Genomic DNA, 24,070 nt, shown 5'->3' on the forward strand with positions numbered 1-24,070 from the left:
GCCCGCCTCCCACCCGCCACCGCCACCGCCTCCCACTCGCCACCGCCTCCCACTCGCCCCCGACCCCCCACTCGCCCCCGACCTCGAGTCCACTTCCGACCTGAACCACGAGCCACGAGAGTCCGCCGCATGTACGAGCTTTCCCGACTCCGCCTCTACTCCATCGGGCCCGCGGGCGCGCGCTACGCCGACACCGTCCTGGACCTGCGGGGCGTCGGCGAGCCGGTGCCGCAACCCGCTCCCGCGCAGGGCGAGTTCTTCGCCGACGAGCCCGCAGGACCGCCGCGCCGCCCGGCGCCCGCGGGCGTGCTCTTCCTGGAGAACGGCGGCGGTAAGTCGGTCCTGCTCAAGCTGATCTTCTCGGTGATGCTGCCCGGCCACCGCAACACCCTGGGCGGCGCCAGCTCCGGCGTCCTGCGGAAATTCCTGCTGGCCGAGGACTGCGGCCACGTCGCCCTGGAGTGGCAGCACACCGTCACAGGCGAGCTGGTCGTGGTCGGCAAGGTCAGCGAGTGGCGAGGCCGCCAGGTCTCCACCGACCCGCGGAAATTCGCCGAGGCGTGGTATTCGTTCCGGCCGGGACCCGGCCTCAGCCTGGACTCGCTGCCGGTCGCCGAGGCCGCCAGCGTACGGCCGCCGGTCGAGGGCATGTCCGGCGCGCGCGGCAGGCGCCGCACGATGAAGGGCTTCCGGGACGCGGTCACCGAGGCGGGCAAGGCGTACCCGCACCTGGAAGTGGTGTGGGAGGAGATCCACGACCGGTGGAACGAACACCTCGGCGACCTCGGCCTCGACCCCGAACTCTTCCGCTACCAGCGGGAGATGAACGCCGACGAGGGCGAGGCGGCGGGCCTGTTCGCCGTCAAGAAGGACTCCGACTTCACCGACCTCCTGCTGCGCGCCGTCACCGACACCCGTGACACCGACGGCCTCGCCGACCTCGTGCACGGCTTCGCCAACAAGCTCGGCCGCCGCGCGGAACTCACCGCGGAACGCGACTTCACCGCGGGCTCGCTCGACCTGCTGGAGCGGATCGTCGAGGCCGCCGCCACCCGCGACCAGGCCCGCGGCGTCCACGCCCAGTCCGAACGCCGCACCCGCGCCCTCGCCCGTCGCCTGTCCGCCCGCGCCCAGCAGGAGCGCGGCAGGACCACCGAACTGGCCGAGCACATGGCGCGCGCCGCGCACAGCGTCACCGACGCCGACCAGGCCCGCGGCGGCAGCGCCCTGATCGCCGCCGAACTTGCCTACCGGCACGCCTCGTTGGCGCTGGCCGCCGCGGACAAGAGCGCCGCGGGACTCCGCCGCGAGCTGGGCGACGCCCGTACGCTGCACGCCGCCTGGCAGGCGGCCGAGACCGTACTGCGGCAGCGCGCCGCGGGCGACCGGCTGACCCGCGTCACCGCCGCGATCCGCGAGGCCGAACGTGACGCGGCCCCGGCGCTGGCCGCCCGCACCCGCGCCGCCGCCGATCTCGTACGCGCCCTGCACGCCGCCGCCGCACGCGCCGAGCAGCAGGCCGACGCCGAGGAGGAGCGGTCCGCCGCGCTCCAGGCGGAGTCCGAGGCCGCGCACCGCGACGCGACCGCCGCCGCCACCGAGGCGCAGCGGGCCCGCAGCGAGAGCGGACACCTCGGACAGCGGCTCGCCGAGGTCGAGCAGGAGACCGCCGAGGCGGTCAGCGCGGGCTGGCTCGACGACACCGCACCCGACGCCGACCCGGCCCGCGCGGCCCTCGCCGCCTCCGACGCGGAACAGACCGCGGCGGCCCTGGCCCGTTCCGCCACCGACACCGCCCACAGCGCCGCCGCCCGCGCCCGCGAGGCCGCCTCCGCCGAGGCCCGCGCCGACCTGGCCGCCGCCCGCGCCGCCGACGCCCTCACCACCGCGGAAGCCGCCAGAACCGCCGCGACCGTGGCGGCCACCGCGCTCGCCGCCGACCCCCGCCTGGCCGCCCTGCTGAGCGTGCCGGGCCCGCGCGACGGCACGGATTCCGCGGCGGGCCAGGACGCCGGACACCCGAGCGGCGCCCGCTCCGGCAGAACCTCCGACGCCTCGGCCGGTGACAGCGCGACCGGGCCGCACGGCGGTACGGGCCGTGACGCCCGGGACGGCTCGGCAGGACGGCACGGCGGTACGGGCTCGGGCGCCGCGGGTACGGTCGCGGGCCCCACCGGCCAGGGCTCGGGAGCCTCCGACCGGGACGGCGCCGGCGCGTCGCCCCTCCGCCCCGCCGCCGCGCGCCCGTCCGCGGACGGACCCCTCACCGCCGCGGAGCTCGACGGCTTCGCCGAGCCGCTGCGGGAACTGCTGGACAGCGCCGTCGCCTCTGCCGAGCGCAAACTCTTCGAGCTGCGGACCGCGGCGGCCGACGACGCGCGCATCCTCGCCGCGCTCGGCGACGGCGGCCTGCTGCCGCCGGGCCCCGACGTCCTGGCGACCGTCGAATTCCTGGGGGAGCACGGCATTCCGGCGCTGCCCGGCTGGCGCTACCTCGCACAGGCCGTGGACCCGGTGGACCACGCGGTCGTGCTGGCCTCCCGCCCCGAGCTGGTCGACGGCGTCGTGGTCACGGAACCCGGCTCGTACCAGCGGGCCAGGGACGTGCTGGCGCAGGCCGCGCTGCTGCCGCGCTCGACGGTCGCGGTCGGCACCGCGGCGGCGCTGCTCGCGCCGCCGCCCGCGACGGCGGCGGGCAGCGCGGACCAGGACGTGTTCCTGGTCCCGCCGAACCCGGCGATGCACGACGAACTGGCCGCCGACGGCGAACGCCAGGAGCTGCGGGCCCGCGCCACCGCCCGCGAGGAGGACATCAGGACGCTCGCGGCCCGGCTCGCGCACGACCGGACGCTGTCGGCCCGCCTCGCCTCGTGGCGCGCCTCTTGCCCGCCGGACCGCCTCGCCGAGCTGGAGGCGGAGGTCACCGCCGCGCGGCAGAGCGCGGAGCAGGCCCGCGCGGAGCTGGCCGCGCTGCGCGCCGAACGCGCGGAGGCCGAGGCCGCCGCCGCCGAGAGCGCGCGGGACAACGACGCCCGCCGCGCCGCCGCCGAGCAGGCCCGGCGCCGCGCCGACGCGCTCGCCGGTCTCGCCCACCGGCTCCGCGAGCGCACCAACTGGCAGCGCAGGGCACGGGAGTTGGCCGCCGACGCGGCCGAGGCGGAGACCCGCGCCGAGACCTGCCTGGCGCAGGCCCGCGCCGCGGACGAGGACCGCCGCGCCGCCCAGCGCGCCTCCGACGACGCCCGACGCACCGCACGCGTCCTGCGCGCCGAGCGGTCCGAGATCGCCGGAGCCCCCGACGAGAGCGCGCAGGACCGGGCGCAGGCCCCCGCGGCCACCGAGTCGCTGCCCGCGCTCCGCGAGGCGTACCACTCGGCCTCCCAGGTGTACGAGAAGGTCGGTGTCGGCGCCGACCTGCGCGCCGAGCAGGCCCGCGCGGAGAGCACCGAGAACGCGGCCCTGGTCGAACTGGACCGGCTCACCAACAAGGTCCGCAGCCGTGCCGCCCAGTTGCTCGAAGGTCCGGACGGCGCCGACGGCCCCTCCCGGCAGGCCGCGGCGGCCCGCGCGGAACAGCTCGTACAGACCCTGGAGTCGCGCGCCTCCACCGCCAGCGAGCAGTTGGGGCGGCTGCGCGGCGAGGCGGAACGGCTCGCGCCCGCGGACGGCGACCGGCACACCGACCTGCCCGACGGGCTGCTGCCGCGCGACGCCGAGCACGCGCAGGAGCTGCTGCGCGCCGCCAACGCCGAACTGGCCTCCCGCACCGACGCGTTGGAGCAGGCGAGGGCCGCCCACACCGACATGGTCCACGCTCACCGCGCCGCCGAGGACGCGGCGGGCGGCTTCGACGAGATCGCCGCGATGCTGCGCGACCTGCTGCGGGACAACGCGCCGGGACAGCAGGACGAGGACGAGCCGGAGCCGTACCCCGGCAGCACCGAGGAGGCCCGGCAGGCCGCGGCGGAGGCCCGGCGCGGTCTGCGCGGCTGCGCGGCCGACCTGTCCACCGCGGAGACCCAGCTCCGCGAAGCCTCCGACGTCCTGGTCCGGCACGCCAACGCGGTGCGCTACGAGCAGGTCAGGACGCCCGCGCGCCAGCAGATCAGGGAACTGCCCGCCGCCGCGCTGCCCGAGCACGCCGCGGCCTGGGCGACCGCCTTCGCCCCGCGGCTGCGCGTGCTGACCGACGAGCTGACCCAGCTGGAGCGCAACCGCGACAGCATCGTGGACCGGCTGCGCGGCCTGGTCGAGTCCTCGCTCGCCACCCTGCGCTCGGCGCAGCGCCTGTCACGGCTGCCGGAAGGGCTCGGCGAATGGTCGGGCCAGGAGTTCCTGCGGATCCGCTTCGAGGACCCGGACCAGTCCGTTCTCACCGAACGCCTCGGCGAGGTCATCGACGAGGCCACCAGGGCCGCCGTACGCAAGAATTCGGACCTGCGGCGGGACGGGATGTCCCTGCTGCTGCGCGGCGTCGGGTCCGCGCTCGAACCGCGCGGCATCGCCGTGGAGATCCTCAAACCGGACGCGGTGCTGCGCGCCGAGCGGGTGCCGGTCGGACAGATGGGCGACGTGTTCTCCGGCGGGCAGCTCCTCACCGCCGCCATCGCCCTCTATTGCACGATGGCCGCGCTGCGCAGCAACGACCGGGGCCGGGACAAGCAGCGGCACGCGGGCACCTTGTTCCTCGACAATCCCATCGGTCGCGCCAACGCCACCTATCTCCTGGAATTGCAGCGCGCGGTGGCCGACGCCTTGGGCGTACAGCTCATTTACACCACGGGACTGTTCGACACCACGGCACTGGCCGAATTCCCGCTGGTGGTCAGGCTCCGCAATGACGCGGATCTGCGGGCGGGCCTGAAATACATCAGCGTCGAGGAGCACCTGCGGCCGGGACTTCCGGTCCCCGACCCGCAGGGCGAGCAGGTGCACGGCGAGATCACCGCCACCCGGATGTACCGACGGCCGCCCGAGCCGGAGCGGGACGGGGGAGACGGGGAATCGGATGTGCCCGTTTCCGGGTCCGCGCGCGCCGCCGTGCCCGGACCGGGCAGGGAACTCCAGCCGGACAGAGGCTAGTCCGGACCGCCGCCGGCGGTGGCCGCCGCTGCTACCGGCCGCCGCTGGTAATGACCGCGATCAGCTCCCGGACCGTCGCCCGACCACCAGGTACCGACGGCAGACCGCGAGCGGCCGGAGTCAGACCCCGAGGTGCCAGGGCAGATGACGCGGTATGTGCACCCGCCGCGTCGGCCTGCCGCGCGCGGCCGACCGCGCCGCACGGTGCCTTCTGCGCCGCTCCCTGCGCAGGGCACGGGCCGCGCTGCTCGGACTGGAGAGCACCCCGTTGCGCTGGTTCCACACCTGTCGCGTCACCCACACGTCCAACACCGCCCACGTGGCGACGACGCTGGTGAAGACGGCGGAGATCAGCGCGGGCGCCGACAGCCAGGAGTGTCCGGCGGCCAGCAGTACGGCCATCACCGCGAGGATCAGCGCGACGGCCACGATCAGCACCGCCCGCACCGCCGCCGCTCGTACCGGATCGGGCATTCGGGGAGTGCCGACCGGGTCCTCGGTCCACACCCGCCCTTGTTCGAAGTCCATACAAGGTGCCTGCCCCGAATCTTCACGATGCATTCCGGGGTACGTATCCGGCCAGACCTGCCCAACCCTACGCACTGGCTTTCGAGTTACCGCATCGGCAGTAGTAGGCTCACGCCGTTTAAACGCGACAGACGATCCCCATACCGGGGAAGACGTTGGGGAGGCCATGCGCTTTCGCGGTACGACGATCCGCCGGAAGATCGTGGCGCTGCTGCTGATCCCACTGGTGTCCCTCACCCTCATCTGGGCCTTCGCCGCCACCATCACCGGGCGCGAGGTGTTCGGACGGCCGGACATCCAGCGAATAGTCGACAATGTCGGCTATCCCGCCGACGACGCGGTTCGGAACCTTCAGCAGGAGCGCAGGGTCGCTCTGGTCTTTCTGGCCAACACCCGTGACTCCGAGGCGCGGATCGCCTACGACAAGCAGGAACACGCCACCGACGCGTCCATCGCCAAGATGCGGACGACCATCGACGCGTCCGGCGTCCGCGACGACCTCAACGCGCGGTCCCGCGACCGCCTCGACGACCTCCTCAACACCGTCGAGGGCCTCACCTCGCTCCGCCAGCGGATCGACAACCAGCGGATCACCCGCGACGACGCCTACCAGGCGTACAACTCGCTGGTCGATCCCACCTTCGACCTCTTCGAGGAGTACCTCCCGCTCAGCGACGTCACGCTGGACAGCCAGCGGCGCGCGGTGATCGGCCTCTACCGGGCGCAGGAGGAGGTCAGCCGCGAGGACGCGCTGATGGCCGCCGCGATCAGCACCGGCCACACCAGCAAGGACGAACTGCGCTCCTTCACCTTCGCGGTCGCCGAGCAGCGCAACTACTACGCCGTCGACCTCAAGACCCTCACCGACGAGGCGCGCGCGCCCTTCGACACGTACTGGCAGAGCGCCAGCGGCAAGGCGCTGCGGGCCGCCGAGAACGCGATCATCGTCGCGGGCGTGGAGGAGGCGCCGGTCGTGGCCGCCCAGAAGGCGTGGCCCGCGACCGCCGCCACCGTGATGACCGACCTCGGCAAGCTCGACGGCGAGGCCATCGCGAAGTTCAGCAAGCAGGCCAGGCCGCTGTCCACCACGCTGGTCGTCGAAGCCGCCGTCATCGGTGTCCTCGGTCTGCTCGCGGTGATCGCCTCGCTGATCGTGTCGGTACGGATCGGCCGCAGCCTGATCCGCGACCTGTCCGGGCTGCGCCGCGAGGCCCAGGAGGTCTCCGGCACCCGGCTGCCCCGCGTCATGCGGCGGCTGGCCGCGGGCGAACAGGTCGACGTCGAGACCGAGGTGCCGCGGCTCCAGTACTCCGACGACGAGATCGGACAGGTCGGCAAGGCGCTCAACACCCTCCAGCGGGCCGCCGTCGAGGCCGCCGTCCGCCAGGCCGACATGCGCAAGGGCGTCTCCGAGGTCTTCGTCAACCTCGCCCGCCGCAGCCAGGTCCTGCTGCACCGTCAGCTCACCTTGCTGGACGCGATGGAGCGCCGCACCGAGAACGCCGAGGAACTGGCCGACCTCTTCCGCCTCGACCACATGACCACCCGCATGCGGCGGCACGCCGAGGGCCTGGTCATCCTCTCCGGTGTCGCCCCCTCCCGGCAGTGGCGCAAGCCCGTCCAGCTCATGGACGTGGTCCGCGCCGCCGTCGCCGAGGTCGAGGACTACGAGCGGATCGAGGTACGGCGTCTGCCCCGGCTGGCCGTCACCGGCTCGGCGGTCGGCGACCTCACCCACCTGCTCGCCGAACTCATCGAGAACGCCGCCGTGTTCTCGCCGCCGCACACCGCGGTACGGCTGCACGGCGAGCCGGTCGCCAACGGCTTCGTGCTGGAGATCGACGACCGCGGCCTCGGCCTGACGCCCGACGCGCTGCTGGAGTCCAACCTCCGGCTGGCCGAGACCCCGGAATTCGAACTGTCGGACACCGACCGGCTCGGCCTGTTCGTGGTCAGCCGCCTCGCGCAGCGCCAGGGCGTCAGGGTCTCGCTGCGGCAGTCCCCGTACGGCGGCACCACCGCCGTCGTCCTCATCCCGGCGAATCTGCTCACCGAGACCGGCGACGACACCGGCGCGACCAAGATCGGCGACCTCACCGAGTCCCGCCCGGCGCGGGTGCCCTCCGACACCGAGCACACCTTCCGGCAGTGGGGCCTGGACGGCATCGGCGGCGAGACGCAGAAGGAGCACGAGGCGCACCCGGCGGACGAACCCGTCGGCGCGCCGGTCGGCGAGGCGGGCGACCCGGAACTCGACGGGCCGCTGCCGTTGCCGCGCCGCCGCCGTACCGCGCCCGTACTGGTCTCCGACCGCGGCCGACCGGTCGGCGGACCCTCCGCGCAGACCTCGCAGGCCGACCGGGGAGCGCTGGAACAGGCCGCGGAGCGGGCCGTGGCGCAGGCGCAGGCCCGCGGCGAGCTGTACCCACAGGGCCAGCCGCAGGCACCGGCTCCGGCGGAGCCCCAGCCGCTGCCCGCGCGCCGGTCCCCGTCTCGGCCCGCGTCCGAACCCACGCCCGAACCCCCGTCCGGGTCCCAGCCTTTGACGGCCGCGAAGAAGACGACCGCGTCCGGCGCGAGCGGCAGCGCACTGCCCCGCCGGGTCAGGCAGGCCAATCTGGCGCCGCAGTTGAGGGTGGAGACCACCGCCCACGACAGCGGCGGCGCGACCGGCGAGGGCGCCGGCCGCGAGCGGTCGGCGGACGAGGTCCGCGACCGGATGGCGGCACTCCAGCGCGGCTGGCAGCGCGGCCGGGAAGTGACCGAGAACGACGGCACGCAAGACGACCCGTCGGCATCCGCACCGAGAACGACACCTGAGGGGAACGGTCGATGACCGCACCATCGAGCCCGACACGCGAGCTGAGCTGGCTCCTTGACGATCTGGTCTCGCGCGTGGCCAGCATCCGCAAGGCCCTGGTCCTCTCCGGCGACGGCCTGGCCATCGGCGCGTCGGACGGACTGACCCGCGAGGACTCCGAGCACCTCGCCGCCGTCGCATCCGGCTTCCACAGCCTCGCCAAGGGCGTAGGACGGCACTTCGAGGCCGGACGCGTCCGGCAGACCATGGTCGAACTGGACGACGCCTTCCTCTTCGTGACGGCGGCGGGCGACGGAAGCTGCCTGGCCGTACTCAGCGCGGCCGAGTCCGATGTCGGCCAGGTCGCGTACGAGATGGCGCTACTGGTCAAGCGGGTCGGTGCCCACCTGGGCACCGCGGCTCGGAACGACGGCGGCGCGGCACTCAGCGGCTGACCGGATGATCTGACAACGGGGTGACGGGTGTCATGACTTCTGATTCGGACCGGTGGTACGACGACGCGGCAGGACCGGTGGTGCGGCCCTATGCGATGACAAGGGGCCGTACCAGCAACGCCGCTGAGACGAAGATCGACCTGATCGCCCTGGTGATCACGGAGACCGAGGCCGGGGACGACGGAGGCGCGCAGGACGACCACACGCTGTCACCCGAGCACCTCGACATCGTCGAACGCTGTCAGGTCCAGGCCGTCTCCGTCGCGGAGCTGGCCGCCGACCTCGACCTGCCGGTCGGGGTGGTCCGCGTCCTGGTCGGGGACCTGCTGGAGGCGTCGCACGTACAACTCCACCAGCCGGTCCCACCGGCCGAGTTGGTGGACGAGAACATCCTGCGCGAGGTCATCAACGGGCTGCGCGCGCTGTAGTGGATCGTGATCCACTGCGGCGTGCCGGTCATGTTCGAACAGGACTAGGCTCTCCGCAGACGTACGACGAAGCGCAACCGACGTACAGATCGACGTACAACTGACAACGCCGGCAGGGAAGTAGACACAACATGGCTTTCGCGCGATCGGATCGCCGCCGCAAGCCGTCCGCCGACGAGCCGGTGGCGCTCAAGCTGCTGGTGGCGGGCGGCTTCGGCGTGGGCAAGACCACGCTGGTGGGCGCGGTCAGCGAGATCAGGCCGCTGCGCACCGAGGAGTCGCTCAGCGAGGCGGGCCGCCCGGTGGACGACATCGAGGGCGTGGAGGGCAAGCGCACCACCACCGTCGCCATGGACTTCGGGCGGATCACGCTCAGGGACAACCTGGTGCTGTATCTGTTCGGCACGCCAGGACAGGACCGGTTCTGGTTCCTGTGGGACGAGTTGGCGCAGGGCGCGCTCGGCGCGGTCGTGCTCGCCGACACCCGCCGCCTGGAGGACTGCTTCGCGGCCGTCGACTACTTCGAGCGGCGCGGCATCCCCTTCACGGTCGCCGTCAACTGCTTCGACGGCGCCGAACTGCACGCGCCGGACATCGTGCGCGACGCCCTCGACCTGGACGCCTCGGTGCCGGTGGTGATGTGCGACGCGCGCGAGCGGGACTCGGCGAAGAACGTCCTGATCACCGTGGTGGAACACGCGGCGCAGATGGCGACGGGGCGCAAGGAGCCCGCCGCCACCTGAGCCCGGCGGCTGCCTGGGGTCGGACGCTTCCGCAGCCCGGACGCCGCCTCCGACGCTTCCGCTGACTGGCCGCCGCCTGAGCCCGGTTCTTCCGCGAGACGGCCAACCGGCCGCCGTTCAGAGACGATCGTTATCCGGCGGAGCCGTCCTCGCCGTCCTCCTCCAGCCAGCCGAAGCTCCGCTCGACGGCCATCTTCCAACGCCGGTAACCGAGTTCACGTCGCGGCTCGGCCATGCGCGGCTTCCACTCGGTGTCGCGCTCCCACTGCGCCCTGAGCGTGTCGAGGCCGTCCCACACGCCGGTCGCCAGACCCGCCGCGTAGGCCGCGCCGAGGCTGGTGGTCTCGGCGACGACCGGCCGGACCACCGGCACGCCCAGCACGTCGGCCTGATGCTGCATCAGCAGGCTGTTGACGGTCATGCCGCCGTCCACGCGCAGTTCGGCGATGCGTACGCCGGAGTCCTCCTGCATCGCGTCGACCACCTCGCGGGTCTGCCAGCTCGTGGCCTCCAGCACGGCCCGCGCCAGGTGCGCCTTGGTGACGAAGCCGGTGAGCCCGGTGATCACACCGCGCGCGTCGGACCGCCAATAGGGCGCGAACAGCCCGGAGAAGGCCGGCACGACGTAGGCGCCGCCGTTGTCGGGCACGCTCGCGGCCAGCGGCTCGATCTCGTCCACGCTGCGGATGAGGCCGAGTTGGTCGCGCAGCCAGTGGACGAGTGCCCCGGTGACGGCGATCGAGCCCTCCAGGCAGTACGCGGGCCGGTCGCCGCCGAGCCGGTAGCCGACGGTGGTGAGCAGACCGCTCTTGGACGGCACCGGCCGTGCCCCGGTGCTCATCAGCAGGAAGCTGCCCGCGCCGTAGGTGTTCTTGGCCTCGCCGGTCTCGAAGCAGGTCTGTCCGAAGAGCGCGGCCTGCTGGTCGCCGAGCGCGGCGGCCACCGGCACGCCCGCGAGCCGTCCGACGGCGGTGCCGTAGACCTCGGCGGAGGACCGTATCTCCGGCAGGACGGCCTCGGGGATGTCCATGGCGGCCAGGATCGCCGGGTCCCAGTCCAGCGTGTCGAGGTCCATCAGCAGGGTGCGCGAGGCGTTGGTGACGTCGGTGACATGGACGCCGCCGTGGACGCCGCCGGTCAGATTCCACACCAACCAGGAGTCGACGGTGCCGAAGGCGATCTCGCCGTTCTCCGCGCGTCGCCGCAGCCCCGGCACATGGTCGAGCAGCCAGGCCACCTTGGGCCCGGAGAAGTACGGCGCCAGCGGCAGCCCGGTGGCGTCGCGGAACCTGTCCTGGCCGTAGGTGCCGCCGAGTTCGGCGCACAGCGCCGAGGTGCGGGTGTCCTGCCAGACCAGCGCGTTGTGCACCGGGCGTCCGGTCGAGCGGTCCCAGAGCACCGTCGTCTCGCGCTGGTTGGCGATCCCGAGGGCGCTGAGCTGGTCGGGGCGCAGCCCGGCCCTGGCGAGCGCGCCCGCCGCCACAGCCTGCGTCTTCGCCCAGATCTCGGTCGCGTCGTGCTCCACCCAGCCGGGCCGGGGGAGGATCTGCCGGTGGTCGCGCTGGTCGGCGGCGACGATCCGGCCGCCGTTGTCGAAGACGACGCACCGGGTGGATGTGGTGCCCTGGTCGATGGCGGCTACGTAGCGCACGGGTTGGTCGCTCATGTCGGTCTCCCTTGCCCGGTCCGCGCGGGACCGTGTCGGGAACGGGCGGCGGCGCGGACCGCCGGTGGCCGGTGCCCCTCCCGCCGACCGGCTCCGCGCCACCGGAAGTGTTCTCCAGGGGTTACGGAGCGTCAAGAAGCCTGACCGATCAGGTCACTTCACGACGGAGCCGGGACCGATCCCCACCGTTTGACCCGACACGCGTCGGTACGGTCCGGCCCGGTGCGCGTCCGCCTGGCCCGTGCGGCCCGGCGCGCGTCCGACCAACCCGGTCGGCCCGGTGCGCGTCCGCCCGGCCCGTACGATCCGCTACGCGCCCCCCGGTGCCCGGTCACTTCACCACGACCACCGCGGAGCCGTGCCCGAACAGCCCCTGGTTGGCGGTGATTCCGAGCCGCGCGCCCGCGACCTGCCGCCCTTCCGCCCGGCCGCGGATCTGGCGGACCAGCTCGCAGACCTGCGCGATGGCCTGGGCGGGTACGGCCTCGCCGAAGGACGCCAGGCCGCCGCTGGTGTTGACCGGGATGGCGCCGCCCAGCGCGGTCGCCCCCGACCGCAGCAGCTTGGCGCCCTCACCCGTCGCGCACAGGCCCAGATCCTCGTACCACTGGAGTTCCAGGGCGGTCGACAGGTCGTAGACCTCCGCCAGGTCGAGGTCTCCCGGCTCGATCCCGGCTTCCTCGTACGCCGCCGCCGCGATCGAGGCGCGCGGCTCCTGTTCGGGCGGGGGCACGGCGACGGCGGAGTCACTCGCGATGTCCGGCAAGTCCGGTACGGTGCGCGGGTATTGGGGCGTCACGGTGGAGACCGCGCGGATCCGTACCGGGGCGGAGGTGTGCCGCCGGGCGAAGTCCATGCTCGACAGCACGAGCGCGGCGCCGCCGTCCGAGGTGGCGCAGATGTCCAGCAGCCGCAGCGGATCGGCGACGACCGCGGAGGCCGCGACCTCTTCGGCGCTGACCGGCTCGCGGTAGCGGGCCAGTGGATTGGCCGCGCCCGCACGGGAGTTCTTGACCTTGACCTGCGCGAAGTCGTCGAGCGTGTCACCGTGCACGGCCATCCTGCGGCGCGCGTACAGGCCGAAGTAGCCGGGGTTGGTGGCGCCGAGGACCCGGAAGCGCAGCCAGTCGGGGTCGTCGGGCCGCTCGCCGCCCGCGGGGGCGAAGAAGCCCTTGGGCGCGGAGTCGGCGCCGACCACGAGCGCCACGTCGGTGAGGCCCGCCAGGATCTGCGCGCGGGCGGTCGCGATGGCCTGCGCCCCGGAGGCGCACGCGGCGTAGACGCTGGTGACGCGGGCGCCCTGCCAGCCGAGCGCCCGCGCGAAGGTCGCGCCCGCCACGTATCCGGGATAGCCGCCGCGTACGGTGTCGGCGCCCACCACCGACCGCACCTCGCGCCAGTCGAGGCCCGCGTCCGCGAGGGCCGCGCGGGCGGCGGCGACCCCGTACTCGGTGAACGGCCGCCCCCACTTGCCCCAGGGGTGCATGCCGGCGCCGAGCACCGCGATGTCGGCGGTCATCGGGCACCGCCCACGGGCCGCCAGTTCCAGGTGCCGCGCCCGTTGCCGGCGCCGCCCGTACTGTCGGCTGCCGTCTCCCCGAGCACCCCGGGCACCAGCTCGACCGGCATCCCGACCGCGAGATCGGCCGGGGTCACCCCGGGCGCCGCCTGTCCCAGCACGACCATCCGCTCGTCCGCCAGCTCGACGGCGACCAGGGTGTACGGCTGCCACGCGCGCCCGGGGTCCGAGGGATACGGCGGCGGCGTCCGGTAGCGGGCGTCGGTGTACGACCAGACGTGCCCGGTCCTGGAGAGCGGGAACTCGTCCAAGTCGGTACCCGCGCACGCGGGGTTGCGGCAGAAGGAGTCCTCACGGGGGAAGAACACGCTTCCGCAGTCGCGGCACCGGGTGCCGAGCAGCCGGAAGTCGGTTCCCGTCCCCTCGGTGAACCAGCCCTCGACCACCGGCGGTGTGCGCCTGTGCTGCTCCACGCGGCCTCCCCGGCTCATTATCTGACGGATCGTCAGAAGTGTGCCACGGGCGGCCCGTCGGCGGAACGGCGCCGGACCGCGCGACGTCGGCGGGCCGGACCGGCCGGTGTGAGGCGGTGTCAGGCGTCGTCGCCCGTGCCGCCCTGCTCCGCCAGCCACTTGTCCGCCGTCTCGGCCAGTTCGGCGTCCCGTCCGGCGAGCATGGTGGTGATCATCTTGACGTCGCCGCGCAGCGACCACGCCGGGTGCCCGAAGGTCGCCGGATTGTTCTTCTCGATCAGGAAGTGGGCGGGCCACGCCGTTCCGTACCCGATCAGCGGCAGCGCCGCCGCGTACCGCTTGCGGCCCCGCGCCAGGCCGTACCCGGTGACCGCGAGGCCGGTGAGCGTGCCCGCCAGGTGCACCCAGCGGGTGGCGGCCTTCGAGTGCATCGCCACGTAGTACGGCCAGAACTCCTCGAAAGTGCTGAACGTCTGCTTCGTCATTACCGCAGAGTAGCGCCGCCGCTGGACGGTGTCAGGGGTCGGTGCTATGGTCTTCTCGTAGTGAGAATGACTCACCCTGAGAACAACATGCGGGGTGGGTTCGGCGCGAGACGGGGGCGATCATGACGGACGCGGTGAACACGCCGGAGACGGCGGGGGAGTCGGCGGCGCGGCGGGAGCGGGACTTCCTCGACTCCTACGATCCGCGCGCCTTCGACCCGATCGCCGTGACCGTCGACATCGTCGCGCTGACCCTGCGCGCCGACCGGCTGCACGTACTGGCCGTCGAGCGGGGCGGACCGCCGTTCGCGGGGGAGCGGGCACTGCCGGGCGGATTCGTCCGCGCGGGACGCGAGTCCCTGGACGAGGCGGCGGCGCGGGAGTTGGCCGAGGAGACCGGCCTGGACGCCACGGCGCTCGGCCGGGTCCACCTCGAACAGCTCGGCTCCTACGGCGTCCCCGACCGCGACCCGCGCATGCACGTGGTCTCGATCGCGTACCTCGCCTTCGCGCCGGGACTGCCCGATGCCACGCCGGGGAGCGACGCCGCGGGCGCCGCCTGGATCCCCGTCGAAGCAATCCTCCCGAAAGGGCAACCGGACACGGCGCCGCCGCGTCCCTTCGAGCAGGGTCGGCGGACCGGAATCTACGGGGGTGGTACCGGCCGCCGGCCCGCTTCTCACGGGAGCGCTCCCCGGCTCGCCTTCGACCACGACCGCATCCTCGCGGACGGTCTGGAACGCGCCCGCGGAAAGATCGAGTACACCCCGCTGGCCACGGCTTTCCTCGGCGAGACCTTCACCATCAGCGAATTGCGCGCGGTCTACGAGACGGTGTGGGGCGCGCCGCTGCACGCGGGCAACTTCCACCGCAAAGTGCTCTCCGTGCCGGGCTTCGTGGAGTCCACCGGCGAGACCGACAGCCGCCCCGGCAGCAAGGGCGGTCCGCGCGCCCGTCTCTACCGGGCAGGCGATGCCCGGTTGCTGCACCCGGCGCTGCTCCGCCCCGACCGGGAGGACGACGTCCGATGACCGCCACCACGAATCCGCTCGGTGACCCGGCCGGTGACCGGACCAACGGCCCGACGCGTGGCGCGAGTCGCGGACCCCTCGGCGACACCGGCAACGACCCGGCGGGCGCCCCGATACGCACCTTCGAGGACGCCCTCGCCGCCCTCGACGCCGACTTCCCGGCCGACGCACACGACGCGGTCCGCCACTACCGGCGGCTCGCCCGGCTGCTGCACCCCGACGCCGCACCGCCCGGCCGGACCGCGGAGGCCGCCGCGGCCTTCGCCCGGCTGTCCGCCCGCCACCACCACACCGACGAAAGGGCCACCGCTCCCACCGTCACCACCGCGGACCGCCGCTACGTCCTCGGCCCGGTCCTGGCCACCGGCGACCTCGCCGTCCTGCGGACCGCCCACTACGACGAGAACGGCGACCGGCGCGAGGCCGTACTGAAGATCCCGCAACGGCCCCGCGACAACGACCTGTTGGAGCACGAGGCCGACGTGCTGCGCCGCCTCGACACCGTCGGCGAACGGCGGCACCGCGCGTACGCCCCGCAACTGATCGAGAGCTTCAGGCACCGCGACACCGACGGCGTCGAGCGGCACGTCAACGCGCTCGTACCGCTCACCGGCTTCCACACGCTCGCCGAGGTCGCCGCCGCCCACCCCGGCGGCCTCGACCCGCGCGACGCGGCCTGGATGTGGCGCCGCCTGCTGACCGCGCTCGGCTGGGCCCACCGCGCCCGGCTGGTGCACGGCGCCGTCTTCCCCGAACACGTCCTCATCCACCCCGAGTTGCACGGCCTGGTCCTGGTCGACTGGTGCTACGCGACCGCCTTCGACACCCATGTGCCGGTCCTCGTCGACCGGCACAGGGACGCCTATCCGCCCGAGGTCCCGGAGCGCCGACCGGCCTCCCCGGCCACCGACATCCACCTCGCCGCGCTCTGCGTGCGGCAGCTCATGGGCGACCGGGCACCGGCGCCGATGCGCGCCTTCCTGCGCGCGTGCGTACTGCCCTCGCAGAACGCCCGCCCGCAGGACGCCTGGCAGCTCCTCGGCGAGCTGGACGACCTGCTGGAACGGCTCTACGGGCCGCGCACCTTCCGCCCGTTCGCCATGCCGCACATCTGACAACTGCGACACCACCACCACGACACAAGGGGGAGAACCACCATGGGCAGCGGAAGCTGGTCCACCAATGTCTACGACGCCGCCGCGCGCTACCGCGCCGCGTCCGGCTCCGGCGCCTTCGCCTACAGCGACCACGTCACCGGCTCGTCCCCGCGCAGCAGTTGGGCGGCCCACCCGTCACTCGACCCCAAGAACATCACCCTGCGGGAGAGCCGCGACTCCGCGGAACACCCCACCTCGCTCGCCATCGCCGTGCTCTTCGACGTCACCGGCTCGATGCGCACCGTGCCGCAGGTGCTCCAGACCAAGCTCCCCGAGCTGTTCGGCCTGCTGCTGCGCAAGGGCTACACCGAGCACCCGCAGGTGATGTTCGGCGCGGTCGGCGACGCCACCTGCGACCGGGTGCCCCTCCAGATCGGGCAGTTCGAGTCCGACAACCGGATGGACGACGACCTCGGCAACATCCTCCTGGAGGGCGGGGGCGGCGGCCAGATGAGCGAGTCGTACGAACTCGCGCTCTACACCATGGCCCGGCACACCGCGCTGGACTGCCACGAGAAGCGCGGGCGGCGCGGCTACCTGTTCCTGATCGGCGACGAGATGCCGTACGGCAAGGTCAAGGCGCGCGAGGTGTGGGACGTCCTCGGCGAGCGCATCCCGCAGGACATCCCGATCACCGACATCGTCGCCGAACTCCAGCGCACCTACCACGTCCACTACATCCTCCCGGCGGGCTCCTCCTACGTCGGCAACACCGAAGTGCTCGGCATCTGGCGGAAGTTGCTCGGCCAGAACGTCATCGAGCTGGACGACCTCGACGCGGTCTGCGAGACCATCGCGCTGACCGTCGGCCTCGGCGAGGAGGCGATCGACCTCGCCGCGGGCCTTGCCGACCTGGCCGACGTCGGCTCGGCGGCGGGCGACAGCGTCAGCAGGGCGCTCGCCGGACTCGACCGCGGCAGGGACGGCGCGGCCCGCGGCAGCGCCCTCGCCGTCTCCGACGCGCCCCTCACCGACGGCGACGCGGGTCCCGCCACCACCACGAGGCTGTAGTGCACACCATCGTCGTCGACCTCGGATTCGGGGACGCGGGCAAGGGCGCCGCCGTGGACCGGCTCTGCCAGGACGGTACGGTCCAGGCGGTCGTCCGGTTCAACGGCGGTGCCCAGGCCGCGCACAACGTCGTCACCGCCGACGGCCGCCACCACACCTTCGCGCAGTTCGGCTCCGGCACGCTGCGCGGGGTCCGCACCCACCTGTCGCGGTTCATGACCGTCGACCCGCTCGCGCTGGCCGCCGAGGCCGACCACCTGCGCACGGTCGGCGTCCCCGACCCGTACGCCCTGCTGTCCGTCGACCGCGCGGCGCCGATCGCCACCCCGTACCACGCCGCCGCCAACCGGCTGCGGGAGCAGGCGCGCGGCGCCGACCGGCACGGCTCCTGCGGGATGGGCGTGGGCGAGGCCGCCGCGTACGCGCTCGCCCACCCCGGCGACGCGCCGACCGTCGGCGACTGCGCGTCACGCCCCCGGCTGCTGCGCCAACTGCGCCTGCTGCGCGACCGGTTGGCGGACGAGTTGGGCCCGCTTCCCGCGCCGCCGGTCGAGGACTGCGCGGAAGTCCTCGCCGCCTTCGCCCGTACGGTCACCCTGACCGACGGGGCCGCGCTGCACGACCTCCTGCGGCGGGGCCCGGTGGTCTTCGAGGGCGCCCAGGGCGTCCTGCTGGACGAATGGCACGGCTTCCACCCGTACACCACCTGGTCCACCACCACCTTCACCAACGCCGAGACGCTGCTGGCCGAGGCGGGTACACCGGGCGAGGCACGGCGGCTGGGCGTCGTGCGCACCTACACCACCCGGCACGGGCCGGGCCCGCTCGTCACCGAGGATCCGGAGCTGACACCGCTGCTGCCCGAGCCGCACAACGGCCACGGCCGCTGGCAAGGCGCCTTCCGCACCGGCCACTTCGACGCCGTCGCGCACGCGTACGCCGTGGAGGTCTGCGGGGGAGTGGACGCCCTCGCCGTCACCCACCTCGACGCGCCCGCCCGCGCCCGCGGCCTGCGCATCTGCCGCGCCTACGGCATCGACGGCACCCTCGTCGAACGCCTCCCGCCGGGTCCGCCCGGCGACCTGGCCCGCCAGGCCGCCCTCACCGCGCGCCTCCAGCGCGCCCGCCCGGCCCTGTGGGACACGCCCGGACGCGACCCGCGCCGCTGGTCGGACGCGATCGGCGCGGCCCTGGGCGCCCCCGTCCTGCTGGAGTCCTCGTCCCCGACCCGCCAGGTCCTGCGCAAGCCGCCCCGCGGCCCAGAAGCCGGCCCGACCCGCAAGGCCGCCTCTGAAGCGGCCCGGCACCCCACCCGCACGACCGCTGTCCGATAGGGTCCCGCCGTGGCCAAGGACTCTCACTGCTCGTCATGCGGCGCGCCCTTCGGCGCCGACCCCGGATGGCCGCGCACCTGCGGGAACTGCGGGGCCGTCAGCTACCGCAACCCGCTGCCCGTCGCCGTCGCCCTGCTCCCGGTACGGCACACCGACGGCACGGGCCTCGTCGTGATCCGCCGGACGATCGAGCCGCGCCTGGGCCGACTCGCCCTTCCCGGCGGCTTCATCGACTTCGGCGAGAGCTGGGAACAGGCCGTCGTCCGGGAGCTGTCGGAGGAGACCGGCATCCGCGCCTCGGCGGCGGACGTCACCCTCGCCGACGCGCTCACCGACGAGGACGGCGGATATCTGCTGCTGTTCGGCCTGCTGCCGGAGCGCGACGCGGCCGAACTGCCGCCGTCCGTACCGACCGATGAGACCGACGGGCACCAGATCCTGCCGCGCCCGGCCGAGTTGGGCTTCCCCCTGCACACCCTGGCCGCCCGCCGCTGGTTCGACGGCGCTTACGACACGCCGCCGCACACCCGGTAACCGACCGGCCCCTACGACGCCGTGCCGCGCACCCGCACCCGGTAGCCGACCGGCTCCCCGGCGTCCGCGCCGTCCCGCTCCACCACGACCTCGCCGTCCGCCCACCGAGAGGTGAACCGTTCCATCCACGCCGTGCCCCAGCCCTCCGGGTCGCCGCTGAAGACGACACCGCTCCCGGTACGGCCGAGTCGCGGTGCCCACACCTCCAGTTCGACCTCGCCGTCCGCCCCGGCCACCGGCACGATCGCACCCGCCCGCGCCAGTACCGGAATCCGGCCCAGCGGCGCGTCGAGCAGCACCTGACCGGGCCCGCGGTGCGCGGTACCGGTCGCGGTGTCGTACCACAGGCCGCGCGGCAGCCGTATCGCCCGCGTCTGCGAACCCGGTTCGAGCACCGGAGCCACCAACAGCGCATCGCCCAGGAGGAAAGCGTCACCGCACTCGCGCAACGCCCGGTCACCCGGCGCGTTCCACCACAGCGGGCGGACGTACGGGGCGCCGGTGCGGTGCGCGACGTGCGCCAGCGATTCCAGATACGGCAGCAGCCGCACCCGCTCGGTCAGCGCGGCCCGCGCGTGCTCCAGCACCTCGGGGCCGAACTCCCACGGCTCGCGCCGCCCCGCGTCGATCGCCGAATGGGTGCGGAAGAACGGCAGATACGCGGCGAGTTGGAACCAGCGCAGATACAGCTCCGGTGACGGTGAACCGGTGAAGCCGCCCACATCGGGGCCCGAGTACGGCACCCCGCACAGGCCGAGCCCGAGGACCAGCGACAGGGACGCGCGCAGCCCCGGCCAGCCGGTCGCCACATCGCCCGACCAGGTGCCGCCGTACCGCTGCATGCCCGCCCAGCCGGAACGCGAGAAGAGGAACGGCCGCTGCTCGGGGCGCAGTTCGCGCAGCCCTTCGTAGCCCGCGCGGGCCATCGTCAGGCCGTACACATTGTGCGCCTCGCGGTGGTCGCCGCCTCGGCCCTCCAAAGAGTGCCGCGCCGAGCGCGGCAGGGTGTTCTCGCCGAAGGACACGAAGGACACCGGCTCGTTCATGTCGTGCCAGACCCCGGAGAAGCCCTGATCGAGGCGCTCGGCGTACAACCGGCCCCACCACGCCCGCACCTGGGGGTCGGTGAAGTCGGGGAAGGCCGCATCGCCCGGCCAGACCACGCCGTTGACCTCCCGGCCCCGCGCGTCCCGCACGAACGCGCCTTCCTCGGTGCCGCTGTCGTAGACCGCCACACCGGGCTCCGCCTTCACCGCCGGGTCCACGATCGACACCATCCGGATCCCGGACTCGGCCAACTCCGCGGCCAGACCGGGCAGATCGGGAAACCGGCCCTTGTCGACGGTGAAGACCTGGTGGCCGTCGAAGTGGTCGATGTCCAGATGCAGCACCGACAGGGGCAGTTCGCGCTCGCGGTAGCCCGCCACGACCCGCCGCACCTCCCGCTCGCTGCCGAAGCCCCAGCGCGAGTGGTGGTGGCCCAGCGCCCAGCTCGGCGGCAGCGCGGGCCTGCCGGTCAGCGCCGTCCAGCCGTTGAGCACCCGTGACGGTGTACCGGTGATCACCCAGTAGCGCAGCGGCCCGCCGTCCATCCGCAGCTCGCAGCCGCCCGGCCGGTCGTGGCCCGAGCCCGCACCCTCCTCACCGTCCCGCAGCGTCACCCTGCCGTCCCACGTGTTGTCGTGGAAGACCAGGTGGCAGCCCGCGTCGGCGACCACGAGCTGCACCGGCATGGTGATGTACAGCGGGTCGTCGCCCGGCTCGAAGGAGCCGTCGGGGTCGGTGTTCCACAACCGGTAGCCGCCCGCGGGCAGCCGCGGTCCCACGGCCCGGCCGCCGAGCCCGTACACCCGCGCGTCGGCCGGGGTCTCCGAGCGCTGCACCCAGCGCGCGCCCACCCCCGGCTCACCGCCGGTCGGCTCCCACCAGCGCGGCGGCAGCTCCCTGCGCAGCAGCACGCCGCCGGGCGTGCGGATCTCCACCGCGCCGTGCCGCGACACCAGGACGGTGACGCGCTCGGACACCACCCGCCAGCCGTCCTTGTCCGGTTCGAGGATCGCCCGCAGATCCGCCTCGGGCCGCCCGTCGGCCAGCGCGTACGACGGGTCGGGATCCGCGCCGTCCCAGCCGCAGAAGACAGCGCCGCCGATCGCCACCCGTATCCGCAGCACCGAGCGCGCGAACCGCACCCGGCCGCCGCCGGGCAGCGGCTCCACCTCCTGCGCGGCACCCGGCACCCGGGCGCGCTCGGCGCCGCGCCGCGGCAGATCCCGCGCGTCCGTGCGCTGCCGCCGCCAGGCCGAGCGTGTGGCACGCCGGCCCTCGGCGGAACCCGCCGTCCGCACCGACCGCAGCAGGTCCCGAGCGTCCATGCCCCCACCCTTCCATCGAAACCGCCGGTCGCGCCGCTCGTTCAGCCACCGTTCACCTGGAGGGGGCGGTGCGCGACCCGCGCCGGTCGCCGACGCCGCCGACCCGGACCGCACCCCGCGCGCCCGTGCCCTCCCGGCGGCGGGGCCGGGCCCGCGCGGGCCCGGTGAGTGATCTTCCCAGGGATCTTGGCGGGAACCCCGGCGGGAGCCGGCAACAGGCCCCGCCACCCGGTCCACCCCCTCGGAACCCCTCGTCAGAGCCCCCGCCGACCCCCGCCGCGCGACCCGTGGGCCACCCCGCCCTGGCGCCGAAGACGATCACATGGCATCGTCCTGCCCAGGCCCGGGGCGGGACATTCCGCCCGCAGGGGACCAGCCGCAGATACGCGACGACGCGTACCGTCCGGGGAGCCGCCCATATGAGCACCACGCCCGAGCCCGCCGACAGCCCGGAGCCCCTGTGGACGCCGGGACCCGAGCGGATCGCCCGCGCGCAGGTGACCCGGTTCCAGGACTGGACGGCCGAGCGGTACGGCGCCCCGGCAACCGTGGCCGGCGACCCCGCCGCGAGCTACCACGCGCTGCACGCCTGGTCGGTCCGCGACCCCGACGCCTTCTGGCGCGCGATCACCGAGTGGTACGACGTCCGCTTCAGCACCCCGTACGAGACGGTGCTCGCCGACGCCTCGATGCCCGGCGCCCGCTGGTTCCCCGGCGGGACCCTCAACTACGCGGAGCACGCGCTGCGCCCGGCCCTCGACCCGGCCCGCGCGGACACCCCCGCCCTGCTGCACCTGGACGAGAGCCACGAGACCGGCACGGTGAGCTGGGCCGAACTCAGCCGCCAGGTCGCCTCGCTCGCCGCGGCCCTGCGCCGCCTCGGCGTCACCCCCGGCGACCGCGTCAGCGGCTACCTGCCCAACATCCCGCAGGCCGTCGTCGCGCTGCTCGCCACCGCGGCCGTCGGCGGCGTATGGACCTCCTGCGCCCCGGACTTCGGCGCCCGCAGCGTCCTCGACCGCTTCCAACAGGTCGAGCCCGTCGTGCTGTTCACCGTGGACGGCTACCGCTACGGCGGCAAGCGGCACGAACGGACCGACGTCGTCACCGAACTGCGCGCAGGGCTGCCCTCGTTGCGCGCCACCGTGCACATCCCGCTGCTCGGCACGCCCGCCCCCGAAGGCGCCCTGGACTGGGCGGACCTGACCGCCGACGACACCGCGCCCGCGTACGAGGCCGTGCCCTTCGACCACCCGCTGTGGGTGCTCTACTCCTCCGGCACCACGGGACTGCCCAAGGCCATCGTGCAGTCCCAGGGCGGCATCCTGCTCGAACACCTCAAGCAGACCGGCCTCCACCTTGACCTCGGCCCGGACGACCGCTTCTTCTGGTACACCTCCACCGGCTGGATGATGTGGAATTTCCTGGTCTCCGGGCTCCTGGCCGGTTCCACCGTCGTGCTCTACGACGGCAGCCCCGGCTACCCCGACGTCGCCGCCCAGTGGCGGGTGGCGGAACAGACCGGCACCACCGTCTTCGGCACCTCCGCCGCGTATGTGATCGCCTGCCGCAAGGCGGACATCCACCCCGGCCGTGACGTCGACCTGTCGGCCGTCAAGTGCGTGGCCACCACCGGCTCGCCGCTGCCGCCCGACGGCTTCCGCTGGCTGCACGACGAGGTCAAGGAAGACCTGTGGATCGCGTCGGTCAGCGGCGGCACCGATGTGTGCAGTTGCTTCGCGGGCGGTGTCCCCACCCTCCCCGTGCACATCGGTGAGCTCCAAGCGCCGTGCCTGGGGACCGACTTGCAGGCGTGGGACGCGCAGGGCCGCCCGGTCGTCGACGAGGTCGGCGAGCTGGTCGTCACCAACCCCATGCCGTCCATGCCCATCAGGTTCTGGAACGACCCGGACGGCGCCCGCTACCGCGAGAGCTACTTCGAGATGTTCCCCGGCGTGTGGCGGCACGGCGACTGGATCACCCTCACCTCGCGCGGCACCGTCGTCATCCACGGCCGCTCCGACTCCACCCTCAACCGCCAGGGCGTCCGCATGGGTTCCTCCGACATCTACGAGGTCGTCGAACGCCTGCCGGAGATCCGCGAGTCGTTGGTCATCGGGATCGAACAGCCCGACGGCGGCTACTGGATGCCGCTGTTCGTGCAGCTCGCCGACGGCGCGGAACTGAACGACGCGCTGCGCGACCGGATCCGCACCGCGATCCGCGCCCAGCTCTCGCCGCGCCACGTACCCGACGAGGTCATCGCCGTCCCCGGCGTCCCCCACACCCTCACCGGCAAGCGCATCGAGGTCCCCGTCAAACGGCTCCTCCAGGGCACCGCGCTCGACAAGGCCGTCAACCCGGGCTCGGTGGACGACCTCGGGGTGCTGCGCTTCTACGAGCGGCTCGCCGCCGAACGCGCGAAGGGCCGCTCGTAGAAGGTCACTTCAGG

Annotated in this window: 17 protein-coding genes; 11 read left to right on the forward strand and 6 right to left on the reverse strand. The window is 73.8% G+C overall.

Translation table 11 applies throughout. The features are described 5' to 3' along the window. The first annotated feature begins 129 nt into the window (after nt 1-129). A complete protein-coding gene (locus ACIO6U_RS33165) occupies nt 130-5,082 on the forward strand; it encodes a hypothetical protein (protein WP_401724782.1) in 4,953 nt (1,650 codons plus the stop codon). Between the two features lie 120 nt (nt 5,083-5,202). Here the strand turns inward: ACIO6U_RS33165 and ACIO6U_RS33170 are convergent, their stop codons facing one another. Next, nucleotides 5,203-5,610, reverse strand: a complete 408-nt coding sequence (locus tag ACIO6U_RS33170) for a hypothetical protein (RefSeq protein ID WP_391050091.1) — start codon at nt 5,608-5,610, stop codon at nt 5,203-5,205. A gap of 166 nt (nt 5,611-5,776) precedes the next feature. Here ACIO6U_RS33170 and ACIO6U_RS33175 point away from each other — a divergent pair, with 166 nt between their 5' ends. The 4 genes from ACIO6U_RS33175 (at nt 5,777) to ACIO6U_RS33190 (ending at nt 10,036) form a co-directional block, all read left to right on the forward strand. Beyond that, nucleotides 5,777-8,446: a nitrate- and nitrite sensing domain-containing protein gene (locus tag ACIO6U_RS33175; RefSeq protein ID WP_401724784.1), complete on the forward strand. Its 2,670-nt coding sequence runs from the start codon at nt 5,777-5,779 to the stop codon at nt 8,444-8,446. Beyond that, nucleotides 8,443-8,865, forward strand: coding sequence for a roadblock/LC7 domain-containing protein (locus ACIO6U_RS33180; RefSeq protein WP_188286155.1), 423 nt, complete (start codon nt 8,443-8,445; stop codon nt 8,863-8,865). Before ACIO6U_RS33175 ends, ACIO6U_RS33180 begins: the two co-directional genes overlap by 4 nt. A 32-nt stretch (nt 8,866-8,897) precedes the next feature. Continuing rightward, nucleotides 8,898-9,293 carry a DUF742 domain-containing protein gene (locus tag ACIO6U_RS33185; protein ID WP_355344056.1) on the forward strand — a complete coding sequence of 132 codons (396 nt, stop codon included), beginning with the start codon at nt 8,898-8,900 and terminating at the stop codon, nt 9,291-9,293. A 131-nt stretch (nt 9,294-9,424) separates the two neighbouring features. Next, entirely contained in the window at nt 9,425-10,036 is a 612-nt protein-coding gene (locus ACIO6U_RS33190) for an ATP/GTP-binding protein (RefSeq protein WP_355344059.1), read from the forward strand. A gap of 130 nt (nt 10,037-10,166) precedes the next feature. Here ACIO6U_RS33190 and glpK read toward each other — a convergent pair whose 3' ends face one another. From glpK to ACIO6U_RS33210, 4 genes are all read right to left on the reverse strand, one after another. Next, nucleotides 10,167-11,702 (reverse strand): glycerol kinase GlpK, encoded by a 1,536-nt coding sequence (gene glpK, locus ACIO6U_RS33195; protein ID WP_401724789.1) that lies wholly within the window; start codon nt 11,700-11,702, stop codon nt 10,167-10,169. 331 nt (nt 11,703-12,033) lie between these two features. Then, complete coding sequence (locus ACIO6U_RS33200; RefSeq protein ID WP_401724792.1) at nt 12,034-13,221, reverse strand: lipid-transfer protein; 1,188 nt, start codon at nt 13,219-13,221, stop codon at nt 12,034-12,036. Continuing rightward, nucleotides 13,218-13,694 (reverse strand): zinc ribbon domain-containing protein, encoded by a 477-nt coding sequence (locus tag ACIO6U_RS33205; RefSeq protein WP_391050084.1) that lies wholly within the window; start codon nt 13,692-13,694, stop codon nt 13,218-13,220. Before ACIO6U_RS33205 ends, ACIO6U_RS33200 begins: the two co-directional genes overlap by 4 nt. A 119-nt stretch (nt 13,695-13,813) precedes the next feature. Further along, nucleotides 13,814-14,179, reverse strand: coding sequence for an Mpo1-like protein (locus ACIO6U_RS33210; RefSeq protein WP_391050082.1), 366 nt, complete (start codon nt 14,177-14,179; stop codon nt 13,814-13,816). Between the two features lie 122 nt (nt 14,180-14,301). Here ACIO6U_RS33210 and ACIO6U_RS33215 point away from each other — a divergent pair, with 122 nt between their 5' ends. Genes ACIO6U_RS33215 through ACIO6U_RS33235 form a run of 5 tightly spaced genes read left to right on the forward strand, consistent with a single transcriptional unit; the run spans nt 14,302 to nt 19,246 of the window. After that, nucleotides 14,302-15,210 carry an NUDIX domain-containing protein gene (locus ACIO6U_RS33215; protein ID WP_391118542.1) on the forward strand — a complete coding sequence of 303 codons (909 nt, stop codon included), beginning with the start codon at nt 14,302-14,304 and terminating at the stop codon, nt 15,208-15,210. Continuing rightward, the gene (locus tag ACIO6U_RS33220) at nt 15,207-16,325 is read left to right on the forward strand and encodes a molecular chaperone DnaJ (RefSeq protein WP_401724797.1); all 1,119 of its coding nucleotides are present in this window, start codon (nt 15,207-15,209) and stop codon (nt 16,323-16,325) included. The genes ACIO6U_RS33215 and ACIO6U_RS33220 overlap by 4 nt, the downstream gene beginning before the upstream one ends. A 42-nt stretch (nt 16,326-16,367) precedes the next feature. Next, nucleotides 16,368-17,378 (forward strand): hypothetical protein, encoded by a 1,011-nt coding sequence (locus tag ACIO6U_RS33225; RefSeq protein ID WP_391164201.1) that lies wholly within the window; start codon nt 16,368-16,370, stop codon nt 17,376-17,378. Continuing rightward, nucleotides 17,378-18,712: an adenylosuccinate synthetase gene (locus tag ACIO6U_RS33230; protein WP_401724800.1), complete on the forward strand. Its 1,335-nt coding sequence runs from the start codon at nt 17,378-17,380 to the stop codon at nt 18,710-18,712. Before ACIO6U_RS33225 ends, ACIO6U_RS33230 begins: the two co-directional genes overlap by 1 nt. 9 nt (nt 18,713-18,721) lie before the next feature. Then, on the forward strand, nt 18,722-19,246 hold the full coding sequence (locus tag ACIO6U_RS33235; protein WP_401724803.1) for an NUDIX domain-containing protein: 525 nt from the start codon (nt 18,722-18,724) through the stop codon (nt 19,244-19,246). Between the two features lie 11 nt (nt 19,247-19,257). Here the strand turns inward: ACIO6U_RS33235 and ACIO6U_RS33240 are convergent, their stop codons facing one another. Beyond that, nucleotides 19,258-21,618 carry a glycoside hydrolase family 31 protein gene (locus ACIO6U_RS33240; protein WP_401724806.1) on the reverse strand — a complete coding sequence of 787 codons (2,361 nt, stop codon included), beginning with the start codon at nt 21,616-21,618 and terminating at the stop codon, nt 19,258-19,260. A gap of 419 nt (nt 21,619-22,037) precedes the next feature. On the opposite strand from ACIO6U_RS33240, the gene ACIO6U_RS33245 reads away from it, so the two are divergent. After that, nucleotides 22,038-24,056, forward strand: coding sequence for an acetoacetate--CoA ligase (locus ACIO6U_RS33245; RefSeq protein WP_401724809.1), 2,019 nt, complete (start codon nt 22,038-22,040; stop codon nt 24,054-24,056). Nucleotides 24,057-24,070: the final 14 nt, after the last annotated feature.

Origin of the sequence: Streptomyces sp. NPDC087422 (assembly GCF_044744145.1) — a bacterium.
Taxonomy (GTDB): domain Bacteria; phylum Actinomycetota; class Actinomycetes; order Streptomycetales; family Streptomycetaceae; genus Actinacidiphila.

Excerpts from the sequence above, each read along its gene's own strand:
- ACIO6U_RS33165 (WP_401724782.1), top strand. The coding sequence starts at position 130 with ATGTACGAGCTTTCCCGACTCCGCCTCTACTCCATCGGGCCCGCGGGC.
- ACIO6U_RS33170 (WP_391050091.1), bottom strand. The coding sequence starts at position 5,610 with ATGGACTTCGAACAAGGGCGGGTGTGGACCGAGGACCCGGTCGGCACT.
- ACIO6U_RS33175 (WP_401724784.1), top strand. The coding sequence starts at position 5,777 with ATGCGCTTTCGCGGTACGACGATCCGCCGGAAGATCGTGGCGCTGCTG.
- ACIO6U_RS33180 (WP_188286155.1), top strand. The coding sequence starts at position 8,443 with ATGACCGCACCATCGAGCCCGACACGCGAGCTGAGCTGGCTCCTTGAC.
- ACIO6U_RS33185 (WP_355344056.1), top strand. The coding sequence starts at position 8,898 with ATGACTTCTGATTCGGACCGGTGGTACGACGACGCGGCAGGACCGGTG.
- ACIO6U_RS33190 (WP_355344059.1), top strand. The coding sequence starts at position 9,425 with ATGGCTTTCGCGCGATCGGATCGCCGCCGCAAGCCGTCCGCCGACGAG.
- glpK (WP_401724789.1), bottom strand. The coding sequence starts at position 11,702 with ATGAGCGACCAACCCGTGCGCTACGTAGCCGCCATCGACCAGGGCACC.
- ACIO6U_RS33200 (WP_401724792.1), bottom strand. The coding sequence starts at position 13,221 with ATGACCGCCGACATCGCGGTGCTCGGCGCCGGCATGCACCCCTGGGGC.
- ACIO6U_RS33210 (WP_391050082.1), bottom strand. The coding sequence starts at position 14,179 with ATGACGAAGCAGACGTTCAGCACTTTCGAGGAGTTCTGGCCGTACTAC.
- ACIO6U_RS33215 (WP_391118542.1), top strand. The coding sequence starts at position 14,302 with ATGACGGACGCGGTGAACACGCCGGAGACGGCGGGGGAGTCGGCGGCG.
- ACIO6U_RS33220 (WP_401724797.1), top strand. The coding sequence starts at position 15,207 with ATGACCGCCACCACGAATCCGCTCGGTGACCCGGCCGGTGACCGGACC.
- ACIO6U_RS33225 (WP_391164201.1), top strand. The coding sequence starts at position 16,368 with ATGGGCAGCGGAAGCTGGTCCACCAATGTCTACGACGCCGCCGCGCGC.
- ACIO6U_RS33240 (WP_401724806.1), bottom strand. The coding sequence starts at position 21,618 with ATGGACGCTCGGGACCTGCTGCGGTCGGTGCGGACGGCGGGTTCCGCC.
- ACIO6U_RS33245 (WP_401724809.1), top strand. The coding sequence starts at position 22,038 with ATGAGCACCACGCCCGAGCCCGCCGACAGCCCGGAGCCCCTGTGGACG.